The 15704-nt window shown below is 69.0% G+C and carries 14 protein-coding genes; 11 read left to right on the top strand and 3 right to left on the bottom strand.

Annotation, left to right across the window (positions count from 1 at the left end):
• The first annotated feature begins 14 nt into the window (after window positions 1–14).
• From mptB to GYB83_RS15985, 4 genes are all read left to right on the top strand, one after another.
• Window positions 15–1787: a polyprenol phosphomannose-dependent alpha 1,6 mannosyltransferase MptB gene (gene mptB, locus GYB83_RS16000; RefSeq protein ID WP_161896404.1), complete on the top strand. Its 1773-nt coding sequence runs from the start codon at window positions 15–17 to the stop codon at window positions 1785–1787.
• A gap of 87 nt (window positions 1788–1874) precedes the next feature.
• A complete protein-coding gene (locus tag GYB83_RS15995) occupies window positions 1875–2810 on the top strand; it encodes an ABC transporter ATP-binding protein (RefSeq protein ID WP_161896403.1) in 936 nt (311 codons plus the stop codon).
• Window positions 2807–3610, top strand: a complete 804-nt coding sequence (locus tag GYB83_RS15990) for an ABC transporter permease (protein WP_161896402.1) — start codon at window positions 2807–2809, stop codon at window positions 3608–3610. Before GYB83_RS15995 ends, GYB83_RS15990 begins: the two co-directional genes overlap by 4 nt.
• A complete protein-coding gene (locus GYB83_RS15985; protein ID WP_161896401.1) occupies window positions 3607–4548 on the top strand; it encodes a COX15/CtaA family protein in 942 nt (313 codons plus the stop codon). Before GYB83_RS15990 ends, GYB83_RS15985 begins: the two co-directional genes overlap by 4 nt.
• 92 nt (window positions 4549–4640) lie before the next feature.
• Here GYB83_RS15985 and GYB83_RS15980 read toward each other — a convergent pair whose 3' ends face one another.
• A complete protein-coding gene (locus GYB83_RS15980; RefSeq protein ID WP_161896400.1) occupies window positions 4641–5003 on the bottom strand; it encodes a hypothetical protein in 363 nt (120 codons plus the stop codon).
• A 34-nt stretch (window positions 5004–5037) separates the two neighbouring features.
• Between GYB83_RS15980 and GYB83_RS15975 the strand changes: the two genes are divergently transcribed.
• Complete coding sequence (locus GYB83_RS15975) at window positions 5038–6003, top strand: quinone oxidoreductase family protein (protein ID WP_161896399.1); 966 nt, start codon at window positions 5038–5040, stop codon at window positions 6001–6003.
• Window positions 6000–6755: a hypothetical protein gene (locus GYB83_RS15970; protein ID WP_161896398.1), complete on the top strand. Its 756-nt coding sequence runs from the start codon at window positions 6000–6002 to the stop codon at window positions 6753–6755. The genes GYB83_RS15975 and GYB83_RS15970 overlap by 4 nt, the downstream gene beginning before the upstream one ends.
• A 3-nt stretch (window positions 6756–6758) precedes the next feature.
• Here GYB83_RS15970 and GYB83_RS15965 read toward each other — a convergent pair whose 3' ends face one another.
• Both GYB83_RS15965 and GYB83_RS15960 read right to left on the bottom strand, forming a co-directional pair.
• Entirely contained in the window at window positions 6759–8012 is a 1254-nt protein-coding gene (locus tag GYB83_RS15965) for a hypothetical protein (protein WP_161896397.1), read from the bottom strand.
• Between the two features lie 22 nt (window positions 8013–8034).
• A complete protein-coding gene (locus GYB83_RS15960) occupies window positions 8035–9006 on the bottom strand; it encodes a heme o synthase (protein WP_228461529.1) in 972 nt (323 codons plus the stop codon).
• A 233-nt stretch (window positions 9007–9239) separates the two neighbouring features.
• On the opposite strand from GYB83_RS15960, the gene tkt reads away from it, so the two are divergent.
• Genes tkt through pgl form a run of 5 tightly spaced genes read left to right on the top strand, consistent with a single transcriptional unit; the run spans window position 9240 to window position 15671 of the window.
• Window positions 9240–11315, top strand: coding sequence for a transketolase (gene tkt / locus GYB83_RS15955; protein ID WP_161896396.1), 2076 nt, complete (start codon window positions 9240–9242; stop codon window positions 11313–11315).
• 11 nt (window positions 11316–11326) lie between these two features.
• A complete protein-coding gene (gene tal, locus GYB83_RS15950; protein ID WP_161896395.1) occupies window positions 11327–12445 on the top strand; it encodes a transaldolase in 1119 nt (372 codons plus the stop codon).
• 31 nt (window positions 12446–12476) lie between these two features.
• Window positions 12477–14018, top strand: coding sequence for a glucose-6-phosphate dehydrogenase (gene zwf / locus GYB83_RS15945; RefSeq protein WP_161896394.1), 1542 nt, complete (start codon window positions 12477–12479; stop codon window positions 14016–14018).
• A gap of 25 nt (window positions 14019–14043) precedes the next feature.
• Window positions 14044–14958: a glucose-6-phosphate dehydrogenase assembly protein OpcA gene (locus tag GYB83_RS15940; RefSeq protein WP_161896393.1), complete on the top strand. Its 915-nt coding sequence runs from the start codon at window positions 14044–14046 to the stop codon at window positions 14956–14958.
• Window positions 14955–15671 carry a 6-phosphogluconolactonase gene (pgl, locus tag GYB83_RS15935; protein WP_161896392.1) on the top strand — a complete coding sequence of 239 codons (717 nt, stop codon included), beginning with the start codon at window positions 14955–14957 and terminating at the stop codon, window positions 15669–15671. The genes GYB83_RS15940 and pgl overlap by 4 nt, the downstream gene beginning before the upstream one ends.
• Window positions 15672–15704: the final 33 nt, after the last annotated feature.

Genomic DNA, 15704 nt, shown 5'->3' with positions numbered 1-15704 from the left:
TCTAGAGTCGTTCTGTGCCGGAAGTCTCCCTGTTGCGCCGCGGCCTGGACTACGTCGGCCTCGCGAAGCCGCCCGTCGAGCGGTCCGTCGACGACACCGGCGACTACGGCTCCCGGGTCGCGCGCATGCACGACGACGAGACCGAGGTCGGCCCGCTCAACGCCTTCGAGAATCGCCGACTGCGCCGCATCCAACTGTTCGGGACCACGGGAGCCGTGCTGATCCTCATCGGATCACTCGGGACCGGAATGCTGCCGGTGCTGCAGAATCCGATCGTCGGAACCCGCATCCTGTCGCTGCCCTCACGCATGTACTCGACGGCGCTCACCATGTCGATCGGCGGCATGATGATCCTCGTGGTCGCCTGGCTGCTGCTCGGCCGCTACGCGATAGGACGGTTCTCCGTCGAGGTCACCGAGGGCCGGAGCCCGGCCCGCCGGATGTCGCGACGGCAGGCCGACACGACGCTCCTGATGTGGATCACGCCACTTCTCGTCGCGCCTCCCCTGCTCAGCAAGGACGTGTACTCGTACCTGGCTCAGAGCGCGATCGCCTACAAGGGCATGGACCCGTACACGTACAGCCCCATGCGCGGGCTCGGCGTCGACCATCCGCTCACGCTGTCGGTGCCGAACCTGTGGAAGGACACCCCCGCACCGTACGGTCCGCTGTTCCTGTGGATCGGCGAACACGTCACCGCGCTGACCGGCGACAACATCATGGCCGCCGTCCTGCTGCACCGCCTGATCGCGCTCGGCGGCGTCGCCATGATCGTGTGGGCCCTGCCCCGCCTGGCGCGACGCTGCGGGGTCTCGACGGTGGCCGCACTGTGGATCGGCGCCCTGAACCCGCTCCTCGTGCTGCACCTGGTCGGAGGCATTCACAACGAGTCCCTGATGCTCGGCATGATGCTCGTCGGCATGGAGTGGTGCTTCCGTGCCATCGAGGGATCGGCCGCCCTCAGGCGCGACGGCGGGCCCCTGCCCTCGCGCGCCGGTTGGATCCTGATCGCCGGGGCCGCGCTGATCGCTGCCTCGGCGATGATCAAGGTCGCGTCCATGCTGGCACTCGGATTCATCGGCATCGCGCTCGCCAGACGGTGGGGCGCGACCCTCCCCGCGTTGCGGCACGCGCCGATGTCGCGGTGGTGGTCGAGATCGAAGACGTCGCTCGTCGCCCTCACCAAGTCCGCGGCCCTGCTGTTGGCGGTGTCGGCGGTCGTCATCGGCGGGATCGGCACCGCGACGGGTCTCGGATTCGGGTGGACGGGGACCCTGTCGACCGGCGGCATCGTCCGGTCGTGGATGTCGATGCCGACGCTCCTCGGCGTGGTGTCCGGCCGCATCGGACTGTGGCTCGGCCTCGGCGAGCAGACGCAGGCGATGCTCGACATCGCACGCCCCGTCGGCCAGGTGATCGCGGGAGCGTTCGTCGTCCGCTGGCTCCTGGCCTGCCTCGCGGGACGGGTCCACGCCCTCGGCGGTCTCGGCATCGCCATGGCGACGTTCGTGGTGTTCTTCCCGTTCGTGCAGGCCTGGTACCTGCTGTGGGCGATCATCCCGCTCGCCGCGTGGGCCACCACCCGCTGGTTCCGCGTCGGCACCGTGGTGATCTCGGCGATCATGTCGGTCGTCGTGATGCCGACGAGTTCGGACACTCCGCCGTTGACCGTCGCCCAGGGCTTGGGGACGGGCATCCTGATGATGGCGGTCACCGCCACCGCGTTCTTCATCGACAGTCCGATCCGGGTGTGGATCACCCGCCGCAGACGCGCGCGGGCGTCCTGAGATCCCGGGGCAGACGCGGATGTGACACACGCCGCGTCGGCCGCACCCGACACCCGGTTCCGACCGGTACTCGCCTAGGGTGAATGCGTGCCCGAATCGTCAGTCGCCCCCATCGCATTGAGCATCAGCGGACTGGTGAAGCGCTTCGACGACCTGGTCGCCGTCGACGGCTTGGACCTCGAACTGCGGACCGGTGAAGTGCTCGCACTCCTCGGGCCCAACGGCGCGGGCAAGACGACGACCGTCGAGATCTGCGAGGGCTTCACATCACCCGACGCCGGCAGCGTCCGCGTTCTCGGGCTCGATCCGGTGATCGACAACGACGCCCTGCGAGCCCGGATCGGCGTCATGCTGCAGGGTGGCGGCGCGTACCCCGGAGCCAAGGCAGGCGAGATGCTGCGACTGTGCGCGTCGTACAGCTCCGATCCCCTCGATCCGACCTGGTTGATGGACGTGCTCGGCATCACGGATGTGGCGTCCACCCCGTTCCGTCGACTGTCCGGAGGCCAACAGCAACGGTTATCCCTCGCGTGTGCGCTCGTCGGACGACCCGAACTGGTCTTCCTGGACGAGCCGACGGCGGGAATGGACGCACACGCACGGATCATGGTGTGGGAGTTGATCTCTCGGCTGAAGTCCGACGGCGTGTCGGTGCTGTTGACCACACATCACCTCGACGAGGCCGAAGAACTCGCCGATCACATCGTCATCGTCGACCGGGGTCGCGTCGTCGCATCCGGAACACCGGCCGACCTCGTCCGACGCGACGCCGAAGGACAGCTCCGGCTCACCGCCGACGACGTCGACCCGGAGGCCCTCGAAGCCGGGCTCCCCGACGGGTACACCTGCAGTCGGACACCCACGGGCGAGACGCTGGTGTCCGGTGACATCACCCCGCAGACGGTCGCGGCTGTCGCCGCGTGGTGTGCGGTCCACGATGTGCTGATCACCGGGTTGGCCGTCGACACCAACTCCCTGCAGGACGTGTTCCTGGAACTGACCGGCCGCGAGGTGCGCGCATGACCGAATCGACAGCCGTGCCCAACCGGTTCCCCGAGGGCACGTTCGCCCCGGCGCCCAAGCCCGCTCCCCTGGTACGCATGCTCGCGGCCCAGACGCGCATGGAGCTGACTCTTCTGCTGCGCAACGGCGAACAACTCCTGCTGACGATGTTCATCCCGATCACGATGCTGATCGGCCTGTCGATCCTGCCGATCGACACCGGCTCGGGCGGCACTCCCGCGGCCCGAGCGACGACCTTCGTCCCCGCGATCCTCGCCGTCGCGATCATGTCGACAGCGTTCACCGGACAGGCCATCGCCGTCGGCTTCGACCGTCGGTACGGCGCGCTGAAACGCCTCGGTGCCACACCCATCCCGAGATGGGGGATCATCGCGGGCAAGTCCGCGGCCGTGGCGATCGTCGTGATCCTGCAGTCGGTGATCATCGGCGGCATCGGCATGGCGTTCGGGTGGCGCCCGAGCGTCGCGGGTCTGGCCCTCGGCGCCGTCGTCATCGCGCTCGGCACGGTGGCGTTCGCAGTCCTCGGGCTGCTCCTCGGCGGAACGTTGAAGGCCGAGATCGTGCTCGCCCTCGGCAATCTGATCTGGTTCGTCCTGCTCGGTGTGTCGAGCCTGGTGGTCTTCGACGAACATGTGCCGTCGGCCGTCCGCTGGGCCGCGCGCTGCACCCCGTCCGGCGCGCTGACCGACGCGCTGACACAGGCCCTCGGGTCATCGGTCGATCTGTTCGGCATCGGCGTGCTGGCGGCGTGGTCCGTCGTCGGCGGCGCCCTCGCGGTGAGGTGGTTCCGGTTCCAATGAGCATGCAGTCGATCACGGATTCGTGGGCGGGATTCCGCGCCCCCTCCCGGCGGTTCCTGTACCGATGGGCGCTCGCCAACCTGGCCGCCAACATCCTGCTCGTGGTGACCGGCGGCGCGGTCCGCGTCACCGACTCGGGCCTCGGATGTCCGACGTGGCCGCAGTGCACAGCCGGCTCCATCACCCCGCACGCCGCGATGGGCATCCACGGCGTCATCGAGTTCGGCAACCGGATGCTCACGTGGGTGCTGGTCGTGGTGGCGGTGGGCGCGTGGGTCGCCGCGATGCGCTACCGGCCGATGGATCGGCTCGCCCGCCGATTGGCGACGGGCGTGGCGTTGGGCGTCCCGCTTCAAGCGGTGGTCGGCGGCGTCACCGTGCTCACCGACCTCAATCCGTGGGTCGTGTCGTTCCACTTCCTGGCGACGATGCTGATCATCTCGCTCGCCACCTGGCTCGTGTTCCACACGAACCCGGCCCGCGAACACGACACGGCGTCGGATGCTCCTCCGGTCGTCACGCGGCTCGCGGTCGCGGCGTCCTGGGTCGTGTACGCGCTGACCTGGGTGACCGTCTACCTGGGGACGGTCGTGACCGGTTCGGGCCCCCATTCCGGTGACGAGAACTCGCATCGCAACGGTCTCGAGCCCACGCAGTCCACGCAGTTGCACGTCGACGCGGTGTGGACACTCGTCGGCATCTCGATCGGACTGATCCTGCTGACCGTCATCGCGCGGCTCCCGTCGCGGCGCGCCGCGATCACCTTCGGCGGCGTCATCGTCCTGCAGGGGCTTATCGGCTACATCCAGTACGCCGCGGGGCTGCCCGAGTGGATGGTCGTGCTGCACATGTTCGGCAGCGCCCTCCTCATGGTCGGCGCGACGTACCTGCTGGTGTCCGCGACCCGCACCACGGAGCCGACGGCGAAGACGTTCTGACACCAACGTCATTCGCTCCGTTCAACGACAGACGCTCCCCTCGCGAGGGGAGCGTCTGTCGTTGAACGGAGCGTTTGTCTACGGCTGCGGCGTCAGTCGAGGATCTTGCGGTTGCGCGGCTTCGGGAAGCGCTTCTGGCCGGCAACCCAGCCTGCCATCTTGCGCCAGTGCGCGGGGCGGACCGCGGCGGTCGACGTGAGCTCGCGATCCCACTCAGCCTTCTCCAGGCCGTCGACGGCGTCGAGCACGGCTTCGGCGGTCGCCATATCGGCCACCACGCGGTCGCCGAGCACGCCGTTCGAACCGCCGACCAGCGTGATCCGAACGCCCGCGTCGCCCGCGGCTTGAAGGACAGCCTTGGCCGAGCCGCCCTCGGCGGCGACGAACTTTCGGATGGAACCGACCACGTCGGCCGGTGCGGTCACGGTCGTCGCCACTGCGGAATCATCACTCATACGAGAGATTGTACCGGCGTGCCAAAATGGATCCATGCGCGCGATCCGTGTGACCCGTCACGGCGGTCCCGACGTCCTGACGAGTGTCGACGTCCCTTCCCCGTCTGCCGGACCCGACGATCTCCTCGTCGACGTCGCGGCGGTCGGCGTCAACTTCATCGACACGTATCTGAGAGAGGGTCTGTATCCCTCCGAACCGCCGTACATCCCGGGTTTCGAGGGGTCCGGGGTCGTCTGCGCCGTCGGATCGAACGTCAGCGGATTCACGGTCGGCGACCGTGTCGCCTGGTGTGACGTCGTGTCGTCGTACGCGGAGCAGGTGGCCGTGCCCGCCGCCGACGCTCTGCACGTCCTGGACGCGGTGCCGTTCGACGTCGCGGGATCCGCGCTCCTGCGCGGTCTCACCGCGCACTACCTTCTCGACGGCAGCGCCGATCCGACCCCCAGCGACACCGTCCTCGTTCACGCGGGTGCTGGTGGTGTGGGCCTGATCCTCACCGAATGGGCGGCGGCCCGCGGAATCACCGTGATCACCACCGTCTCGTCCGACGAGAAGGCCAAACTGTCCCGCAACGCCGGTGCGGCCCACGTCCTGCGGTACGACGATCCGATCGCCGACCGCGTGCGGGAACTTACCGACGGTCGTGGCGCGTCCGTGGTGTACGACGGCGTGGGCGCATCCACATTCGACGCATCGCTCGATGCGACGGCCGTCCGCGGAACCGTCGTGCTCTTCGGTGCGGCAAGCGGTCCCGTACCAGCCTTCGACCTCCAGCGTCTCAACCGGGGCGGCTCCCTGTCGGTGACCCGGCCGTCGCTCCAGCACTTCATCTCCGACCCGACCGAGTTCGCGTGGCGTGCGGGTGAGTTCTTCGCCGCGATCGCCGACGGGACGCTCCACGTCGACGTCGGTCAGCGGTTCGCGCTGGCCGACGCCGCCGCAGCCCACCGCGCCCTCGAGTCCCGCACGACGACCGGCGCGACGGCCCTGATCCCGTGAGCGGCATCCCCCCGAAGAAGGCCGCCCTGGCCGTCGCGGCCGTCGCCGGACTTGCCCTGGTCACGTTCGTCCGACCGTTTCCACCCGCGGGCCAGATCGTCTGTTACGCGCTGCTGCTCGGACTGCTGCTGATCGCGGTGGCGCTGCCGAGACTCGACGACTCGGCGGTCGCCGCGGCGCAGATGAAGAACGACCACGAACGACGGCGCGACACGTTCACCGCGCCTCGCCCCGCGCCCACGCCACGACCCGAGGCTTCGCTGCGCAATCGCTGGCAGACGGCGTGCAAGCATCACGACAACGTGCTGAGCGCCTACGGCGCGTACGAACTCGACCCGGCCATGCTGCTGCAGTACCCGGCGCTGTGGGATCTGAGCGCGCAGCCCGTGATGGACTTCCACGACGCCCTCGACATGGCGGGCGGCCTCCGGACCGACGAGTTCCCCGCCGACGAGTCGGACGCCACGGACTACATCGACTCGATAGACATCCTGCGCAGCGCCTGGACCAAAGCCGACAGGTTCGCCCGTAGCACCGGCACCGACCAGCTCGGAGCCGACGACGCCCGCGACTGCCGCCGTGCCCTGAAACTGCTGCGTCACGCCGACGGCACCGCCGGGCGCGAACGCGCGTCCTATCTCGGCCAGGTCATCACGACGGTCGACCGCCTCACCGACCGCGGCGTCGTGGCGCCTGCGCCGAAGATCAGCGAAGAACTCGCGACCCGAGTCCAGCTCGCCATCGAGGCCTGAGCGTCACCACGTCCCGTCGCGCAAGTACTCGCCCGTCATCGAGTAGACGGCCGCGGCGTCGAGCGACGACGGTCCGATCCGGATCGTGATCGTCGCGCCTTCACCGTCGTCGGCGCCGGGCGCGTGCCCGATCCGCACACCGACCCTCGGCTTGTTGTAGGCCGCGACGTTGAACCGCCTCATCGCATCGACACGAATCCCGTCGAGCACACTCTGCGTCACGGACTGGAGTGCGAACGTGTCCTCATCGACGGCCATCCACGTCTTCGCCGCCTCCACTTCGGCGAACTGCCCGGGCACCAACACCACGGACCGCTTGGGTCCGGCGTCGAAGTCGATCGCGACTCCGCCGCTGCTCTGCACCGTCGTCGCACTGATGCTGCTCGACGTCTCGTCGAGCGACTTGAACTGCAGTTCTCCGACATTGCGTCGGGCCGGGTCGATCCCGTTCGCGGCCATCGCGCGCTTCGCCGACGCGAGCATCGTGTCGAACGATCCCGCGTCGAGAGTGTCGGCGACTCGTCCGCTCATGTCGACCTCGACGTGATTCGACATGGCGACCGTGAAATCGGCGACGAGCATCCGGTCCTGCCGGAACTGGCGGGAGATCCGCAGGCCGTCCGCGGGGTGGCTGTCCATCGCGTCCAGTCCCAGCGTGTGGACGGCGGCCTCCGCCTTCGTCTGCACCGCGGCCAGGTCGAATCCGGTGAGCTCGGCACGACTGAAGGTGACCGGGGTGTGCTCGGCCTGGGGCTGCCGGTCATCCCACTCGCCGTCCCGGTACGACGATCCGACGCTCATGCCGCTGCGCTGATCGAGGACGTCGAGGTCGGTGTACTGGTCGCGGAAGGTGATCGACAGTATCGACTCAGAGCCGTGGGGCGCGATCGTGTCCGCACGGTCGAGCACCTTCGCCAGCAGTCCGTCCGGGTCGTCGATCACCTGCACTGCCGCTGTCGTCTCGTCGGAGCCCGCGTTCCACGACGTCGTCGTGTCCACGCCGTCGCTCACCGCGGCGACGACGGTCGTCCCGATGCCGAGCATCAGGACGGGGACTCCGAAGACCGCGAGCGATCCGGCTCCGGCCGACTGCGCGCTCGCGGACCGCACGAGCCACACCACCAGACCTGCGCCGACGACCACGGCGAGCGTGCTGATCAGGACGCTGTCGGCCAACGCGGCGACCGAGAACGCCACCAGGGACACGACCGCGGCCGCACCGATCGCGACCGGTGGCTTCGGGGTGGGCATGCTCACCAACCAAGTGTAGTGGCCGGGCCTACGAGACGTAGCTGGAGATGGTCGGCAGGTCGATCACCGCGTCGACCGCCAGGCCGCAGAAGAGCAGCGCGAGGTACTCGTTGGAGACGAGGAAGATCTTCAACGGCTTCAGCTCGACGCCCGCGCGCGTCTGGACGTACAGCTTCGCCACCCACCAGGTGAACCAGGCTCCGGATGCGACGGCGACGGCGAGATAGATCCAACTCGACGGCGGGATGAGGAACAGCGATGTGATCACGGTCAGGACCGTGTACACCAGCATCTGGAAGGTGACCTTCTCGTCGGAGGCGATCACCGGGAGCATCGGGACTCCCGCGGCGCGGTAGTCCTCGCGATACCGCATGGCGAGCGCCCACGTGTGCGGCGGCGTCCAGAAGAACACCACCAGGAACAGCACGAACGGCTGCCAGCTCAGCGAGTGGGTCACCGCGGCCCAGCCGACGAGCGCGGGCATGCAGCCCGCGGCCCCGCCCCAGATCACGTTCTGCCAGGTCCGACGCTTGAGGATCATGGTGTAGACGAACACGTAGAACGCGATCGTGATCCAGACCAGGATCGACGGCAGGAACGACCGGTTCCCGTCGGAGTCCGCCGTGCCGAAGTACAGCACCGCGAACGATGCGAGCGCCAGGACGATGCCGAAGATCAGCACGTTCCGGATCGGGACGGCCTTCCGGGCGAGGGGCCGCTTCTGCGTCCGCTTCATCTTCTGGTCGATGTCGGCGTCGACCACCATGTTCAGGCTGTTGGCGCTGGCCGCGCCGAGCCACCCGCCGACGACCGTCACGAGGATCAGCCGGATGTCGACGTGTCCGCGCTGCGCCTGCAGCATCACCGGGATCGTCGAGACCAGGAGCAACTCGATCACTCGCGGCTTGGTCAACGCGATGTACGCGAGGATCGTCGCTCTGATGCGTCCGGGCCCCGTGGTCGGAGTCACGTCGACACCGGACTTCTCCCGCGTCCTCACCAATTGCTCCTCACGTCGCGACCACACCGGTCGCGTCTGCCGCCGACCTCTACTACAAGCGATGGTAGACCGGACGATCATCACGGACAGAATCGGGCGCGCGGGGGTGCGATCATCGCCACATGTCCGTCAGCAGTGGTGTTGCGCGCACACGTCCGGCTCCCCGCTAGGCTGGACGACGAGAATCGTCCCGCTGGGACGTGAAGCATCGACGCACAGGAGACTCCACGATCGTGGCCATCACCGACGAGATTCGCGCACTGACCCGACCGGTTCACCCCGCCGACTGGACCGACGTGGACACCAAGGCCGTCGACACGGCTCGCATCCTCGCGGCCGACGCCGTGCAGAACTGCGGCAGCGGCCACCCCGGCACCGCGATGAGCCTCGCGCCCCTCGCCTACACCCTGTACCAGCGGGTCATGCGTCACGACCCGGCCGACCCGGCGTGGGTCGGCCGTGACCGTTTCGTCCTGTCGTGCGGTCATTCGAGCCTCACCCAGTACATCCAGCTGTACCTCGGCGGCTTCGGCCTCGAACTCGACGACCTGATCGCACTCCGCACGTGGGGTTCGCTGACGCCGGGTCACCCCGAGTTCCGCCACACCGCGGGCGTCGAGATCACCACCGGCCCGCTCGGCCAGGGCCTCGCATCGTCGGTCGGCATGGCGATGGCCGCCCGCCGCGAGCGCGGGCTGTTCGATCCCGAGACCCCCGCGGGCGAGAGCCCGTTCGACCACTACGTCTACGTCATCGCCTCCGACGGCGACATCGAAGAGGGCGTCACCTCGGAGGCGTCGTCCCTCGCGGGCACCCAGCAGCTCGGCAACCTGATCGTCTTCTACGACGACAACCGCATCTCCATCGAGGACGACACGCAGATCGCCCTCACCGAAGACGTCGCCATGCGGTACGAGGCGTACGGCTGGCATGTGCAGACCGTCGAGGGCGGCGAGGACGTCGCGGCTCTCGAAGCGGCGGTCGAGGCCGCGAAGGCCGTGACCGACAAGCCGTCGATCATCCGCGTCCGGACCATCATCGCGTTCCCGGCGCCGACCAAGATGAACACCGGTGCGTCGCACGGCAGCGCTCTCGGCGCCGACGAGGTCGCCGCGACCAAGGAGGCCGTCGGCTTCGACCCGTCGAAGAGCTTCGACGTGGCTGACGACGTCATCAAGCACACGCGCGGTCTCGTCGGACGCGCCGCGGCCTCCCGCGCACAGTGGCAGAAGGGCTTCGACGCCTGGGCCGCGGCCAACCCGGAGCGCAAGGCTCTGTTCGACCGCCTGTACGCCCACGAACTCCCCGAGGGCTGGACCGACGTCCTTCCCACCTGGGAGGCGGGCGACAAGGACGTCGCGACCCGATCGGCGTCGGGCAAGGTGCTCGCCGCGCTGGCACCGGTCCTGCCGGAACTGTGGGGCGGCTCGGCCGACCTCGCGGGCTCGAACAACACCACCATGCCGGGTGAGCCGTCGTTCGGCCCCGAGTCGATCTCGACGTCGACCTGGTCGGCGCAGCCGTACGGCCGCACCCTGCACTTCGGCATCCGCGAGCACGCGATGGGCTCGATCCTGTCCGGCATCGTCCTGCACGGCCCGACCCGCGCCTACGGCGGAACGTTCCTGCAGTTCGCCGACTACATGCGGCCCGCGGTCCGTCTCGCGGCGCTCATGGAGATCGACCCGATCTACGTGTGGACGCACGACTCGATCGGCCTCGGCGAGGACGGTCCGACGCATCAGCCGATCGAACACCTCGCCGCGCTGCGCGCGATCCCGAACCTCGACGTCGTCCGCCCCGCCGACGCCAACGAGACCGCCCACGCGTGGCGTCACCTGTTGACCCGTCGGAACCGTCCGGTCGGTCTGGCGCTGACCCGCCAGAACGTCCCCGTTCTGGCCGGCACGTCGTACGAGGGTGTCGCCAAGGGCGGCTACGTCCCCGTCGACACCGACGGCGCGCCCGACGTCGTGCTCATCGGCACCGGCTCCGAGGTGACCCTCGCGGTCCAGGCCGCGCAGGCCCTCGCCGCCGACGGCGTCAAGGCCCGCGTCGTGTCGATGCCGTCGATCGAGTGGTTCGACGAGCAGGACGCCGACTACCGCGAGTCGGTACTGCCGACCGGCGTCCCGCGCGTCGCCGTCGAGGCCGGCATCGCGATGCCGTGGCACGCGGTCGTCGCGGGCGGCGCGATCGTGTCGATCGAGCACTACGGCGCATCGGCGCCGTACCAGAAGCTGTACGAAGAGTTCGGCGTCACCGCCGACGCCGTCGCCGACGCCGCTCGCGGCCTGCTGGGAAAGTGAGGACCGATCCGATGACGCAGAACCCCAACCTCGCCGCGCTCTCCGAGGCAGGTGTCTCGGTGTGGCTGGACGACCTGTCGCGCACACTCATCGCATCGGGCGGACTGCAGGAGCAGATCGACACCCGCTCGATCGTCGGTGTGACGACCAACCCGGCTATCTTCCAGAACGCCATCTCGTCGGGCGGCGGCGCGTACGCCGACCAGATCGCCGAACTCGCCAAGGCCGGCTCGGACGTCGACGCGACGATCACCGCGATCACCACCGACGACGTCCGCAACGCGTGCGACGTGTTCGCGCCCGTCTTCGAAGCGACCGACGGTCTCGACGGCCGCGTGTCCATCGAGGTCGATCCGCGCCTCGCGCACAAGACCGCCGAGACCGTCGAGCAGGCCGTCGAACTGTGGAATCTCGTCGACCGACCCAACCTGTTGATCAAGATCCCCGCCACCAAGGCGGGCGTTCCGGCGATCGCCGACGTGATCGCCCAGGGCATCAGCGTGAACGTGACGCTCATCTTCTCCGTCGAGCGTTACCGCGAGGTGATGGACGCCTACCTCGACGGCCTGGACCGCGCGCTGCGAGGCGGTCACGACGCGGCGAAGATCGCGTCGGTCGCGTCGTTCTTCGTCTCGCGTGTCGATTCGGAGATCGACAACCGCCTGAACGCTATCGGCACCCCGGAAGCACTCGACCTGCGGGGCAAGGCCGGACTCGCCAACGCGCGGCTGGCGTACGCCGCCTACCAGGAGGTCTTCGAGAAGGAGACCCGGTTCCCCGACCTCCAGGCGCACGGGGCTCTCCCCCAGCGCGCGCTGTGGGCGTCGACCGGCACCAAGAACGCCGACTACCCCGACACCCTGTACGTGAGCGAACTCGTCGCTCCGAACACTGTCAACACGGTGCCCGGCAAGACGCTCGACGCGTACGCCGATCACGGCTGGGTGAACACCGAGTCGATCGTCGGGCAGGAGGGCGCCTCACGCGCGGTGTTCGACGCGCTGCGCGCCGCGGGCGTCGACCTCGACGACGTGTTCGACGTCCTGGAGACCGAGGGCGTCGAGAAGTTCGAGCAGGCCTGGGACGAACTGCTGACCGCCACCGCGGCGCAGCTCGCCGCGGCCCGCTAGCAGAGCGACAACGGCAGGCGAAAGGGCGAGTATGGCGCGTGCGGCCGAACCCGAGTGGACAAATCCCCTGAGGGATCCGCACGACCGTCGCCTGCCGCGGATCGCGGGGCCGTCGGCGCTGGTCATCTTCGGAGTGACGGGCGACCTCGCCCGCCGCAAGCTGATGCCCGCGATCTACGACCTCGCGAACCGCGGACTGCTCCCGCCGAGCTTCGCGCTCGTCGGTTTCGCGCGCCGTGACTGGGCCGACACCGACTTCACGACCTTGGTGAAGGACGCGGTGCAGGCCAATTGCCGCACCGGCTTCCGTGACGAGGTGTGGGATCGCCTGGCCGAGGGCATCCGGTTCGTCGCCGGGTCGTTCGAGGACGACGACGCGTTCGCCGAACTGCAGCGGACTCTCGCCGAACTCGACGAGACCCGCGGCACCGACGGGAACCACGCCTACTACCTGTCGATCCCGCCGAAGGCGTTCCCCGTCGTCCTGAGTCAGCTCCGCCGTACGGGCATGGCGCAGGCGTCCGGGGACAGTTGGCGCCGCGTGGTCATCGAGAAGCCGTTCGGGCACGATCACGACTCCGCGGTGGAGCTGAACGAACTCGTCAACAGCGTGTTCCCCGAGGAGTCGGTGTTCCGCATCGACCACTACCTGGGCAAGGAGACGGTCCAGAACATCCTGGCCCTGCGCTTCGCGAATCAACTGTTCGATCCGCTGTGGAGCTCGCACTACGTCGACCACGTCCAGATCACGATGGCCGAGGACATCGGCCTCGGCGGTCGGGCCGGCTACTACGACGGCATCGGTGCGGCGCGCGACGTGATTCAGAATCACCTCCTCCAGTTGCTCGCGCTGGTCGCGATGGAGGAGCCGGTCTCGTTCTCGCCCCGCCACCTGCAGACCGAGAAGATCAAGGTACTGCAGTCGACCCGCAACATCATGCCGATCTCCGAGAACTCGGCGCGCGGCCAGTACGGCGCGGGATGGCAGGGGTCCGAACCCGTCGTCGGACTCAAGGATGAGGACGGTTTCGCCGCCGACTCCACCACCGAGACGTTCGCGGCGATCGCCGTCGAGGTCGACACCCGACGGTGGGCGGGCGTCCCCTTCTACCTGCGCACCGGCAAGCGGCTCGGCCGCCGCGTCACCGAGATCGCCCTCGTCTTCAAGCGGGCGCCCCACCTGCCGTTCGACGACACGATGACCGCCGAGCTCGGCCAGAACGCCCTGGTCATCCGCGTGCAGCCCGATGAGGGCGTCACCCTCCGGTTCGGCTCCAAGGTGCCGGGCAGCAGCATGGAGGTCCGCGACGTCAACATGGACTTCAGCTACGGCGGGGCGTTCACCGTCTCGTCGCCCGAAGCGTACGAACGTCTCCTGCTCGACGTGCTGCTCGGCGAACCGTCCCTGTTCCCGGTGAACGAAGAGGTGGAGCTGAGTTGGGAGATCCTCGACCCGGTGCTCTCCGAGTGGGCCGAATCCGGCTCGCCGGACGAGTACGAGTCCGGTACGTGGGGACCCGTCGCCGCCGACGAGATGATGAGCCGCACCGGCCGGGCGTGGCGGCGACCATGACCGCCGAGCAGACGAGGGGTGACCGATGATCGTCGACCTGCCGGACACCGACACCACCGAGATCAGCAAGAAGCTGGTCCGCATGCGCAGCAGCGGCGGAGCCGTCACGCTCGGGCGAGTCCTGACGTTGATCATCGACGTCGATGCGAGCGCGGGCACCGAGGAGGCGGTCTCCGCGTCGAACGCCGCCAGCCGCGAGCACCCGTGCCGAGTGATCGTCGTGTGCCGGGGCGATCGCGACGCCGACGCCAGGCTGGACGCGCAGATCCGCGTCGGCGGCGATGCCGGCGCGTCCGAGGTCGTGCTCCTGACGCTGTCCGGGCCGCTCGCCGAGCACCCGCACGCCGTCGTCATGCCCTTCCTGCTGCCGGACACCCCGGTCGTCACGTGGTGGCCGGGCCGTGCGCCCGACCAGCCGTCGAAGGACCGGCTGGGAAGACTCGCGTCGAGGCGCATCACCGACGCCAGGCAGTCTCCGGACCCGCGGGCGTTCCTCGCCAAGCGCAGGGCCGGGTATCACCCGGGCGACACCGATCTGTCGTGGTCGGCGATCACCCCGTGGCGTGCGATGCTCGTGTCCGCGCTCGACCGTCCGCCGCACACGGCAGTCGTCTCGGCCGAGGTGTACGGCCCGCAGGACATGCCGGGCCTCGACATCTTCGCGGGGTGGCTGGCGCACGCGCTCAAGACGCGGGTCACCCGGAGGCCGGGCCGTCTCGGCGTGCGCCTCGTCCGGGAGGACGGCGCGCTCGAAGTGTCGGTCGACGAGGACGGTGGAGGCGTGCTCCGCAGCACCGGCCATCCTGACGGGCGCGCCGCGTTCTCCCGGCGCACCACGGCCGAATGCCTCGCCGAGGAGCTCCGCAGCCTCGACGCCGACGAAGTGTACGAAGCGGCCCTGCACGGGCTGCCCGCAGTAGACGAAGAGGAGACGCTGTGACCCCCGAGACCCTGGTGTTCGACTCATCCGCCGAGCTGGTCGCGACCGCGCGCGCCCGGTTCGTCGACGTCGTCACCGCAGCCCAGGCCGCCCGCGGGGTCGCATCGGTGGCCCTGACCGGAGGCAGCAACGGCATCGCCCTGCTGAGGGCGCTCGCCGAGGACTCCGGGGACGTCGACTGGTCGAACGTCGAGATCTATTGGGGCGACGATCGATTCGTCCCGTCGGCTCACCCCGAACGGAACTCGGGTCAGGCGTTCGACGCGCTGCTGAATCACGTCCCCGTCGATCCGGCGCGAATTCACGTGATGGCGCCGTCCGACGGAGAGTTCGGCCACGACATCGACGCCGCGGCCGCCGCGTACGGCAGGCTGATCGGCTCCGACACCGTGTTCGACGTTCACCTGCTCGGCATGGGCGGCGAGGGACACGTCAACTCGTTGTTCCCGCACACCGCGGCGACGGCGGAGTCCACCGCACCCGTGGTTGCGGTGACCGACTCCCCCAAACCGCCGCCCGCCCGCATCACACTGACGTTCCCGGTGATCAACGCCTCACGCGAGGTGTGGTTCCTGGTGTCCGGCGAAGAGAAGGCCGAGGCCGTCGCCGCGGCCCACAACGGGGCCGACCGTGCCGACTGGCCGTGCGCGGGCGCCCGCGGCACGACCGCGACCGTCTGGTTCCTCGACCGGGCGGCGGCCTCCGCCCTCTGACTCGACCCACGATGGTCGAGCCGACACTAGCCG

Origin of the sequence: Gordonia spumicola (assembly GCF_009932475.1) — a bacterium.
Lineage (GTDB): Bacteria > Actinomycetota > Actinomycetes > Mycobacteriales > Mycobacteriaceae > Gordonia > Gordonia spumicola.
Note: the sequence above shows the minus strand (reverse complement) of the source record. Positions and strands in the feature narration are given on the sequence as shown.

Excerpts from the sequence above, each read along its gene's own strand:
- GYB83_RS15990 (WP_161896402.1), top strand. The coding sequence starts at position 2,807 with ATGACCGAATCGACAGCCGTGCCCAACCGGTTCCCCGAGGGCACGTTC.
- GYB83_RS15985 (WP_161896401.1), top strand. The coding sequence starts at position 3,607 with ATGAGCATGCAGTCGATCACGGATTCGTGGGCGGGATTCCGCGCCCCC.
- GYB83_RS15980 (WP_161896400.1), bottom strand. The coding sequence starts at position 5,003 with ATGAGTGATGATTCCGCAGTGGCGACGACCGTGACCGCACCGGCCGAC.
- GYB83_RS15975 (WP_161896399.1), top strand. The coding sequence starts at position 5,038 with ATGCGCGCGATCCGTGTGACCCGTCACGGCGGTCCCGACGTCCTGACG.
- tal (WP_161896395.1), top strand. The coding sequence starts at position 11,327 with ATGACGCAGAACCCCAACCTCGCCGCGCTCTCCGAGGCAGGTGTCTCG.
- zwf (WP_161896394.1), top strand. The coding sequence starts at position 12,477 with ATGGCGCGTGCGGCCGAACCCGAGTGGACAAATCCCCTGAGGGATCCG.
- GYB83_RS15940 (WP_161896393.1), top strand. The coding sequence starts at position 14,044 with ATGATCGTCGACCTGCCGGACACCGACACCACCGAGATCAGCAAGAAG.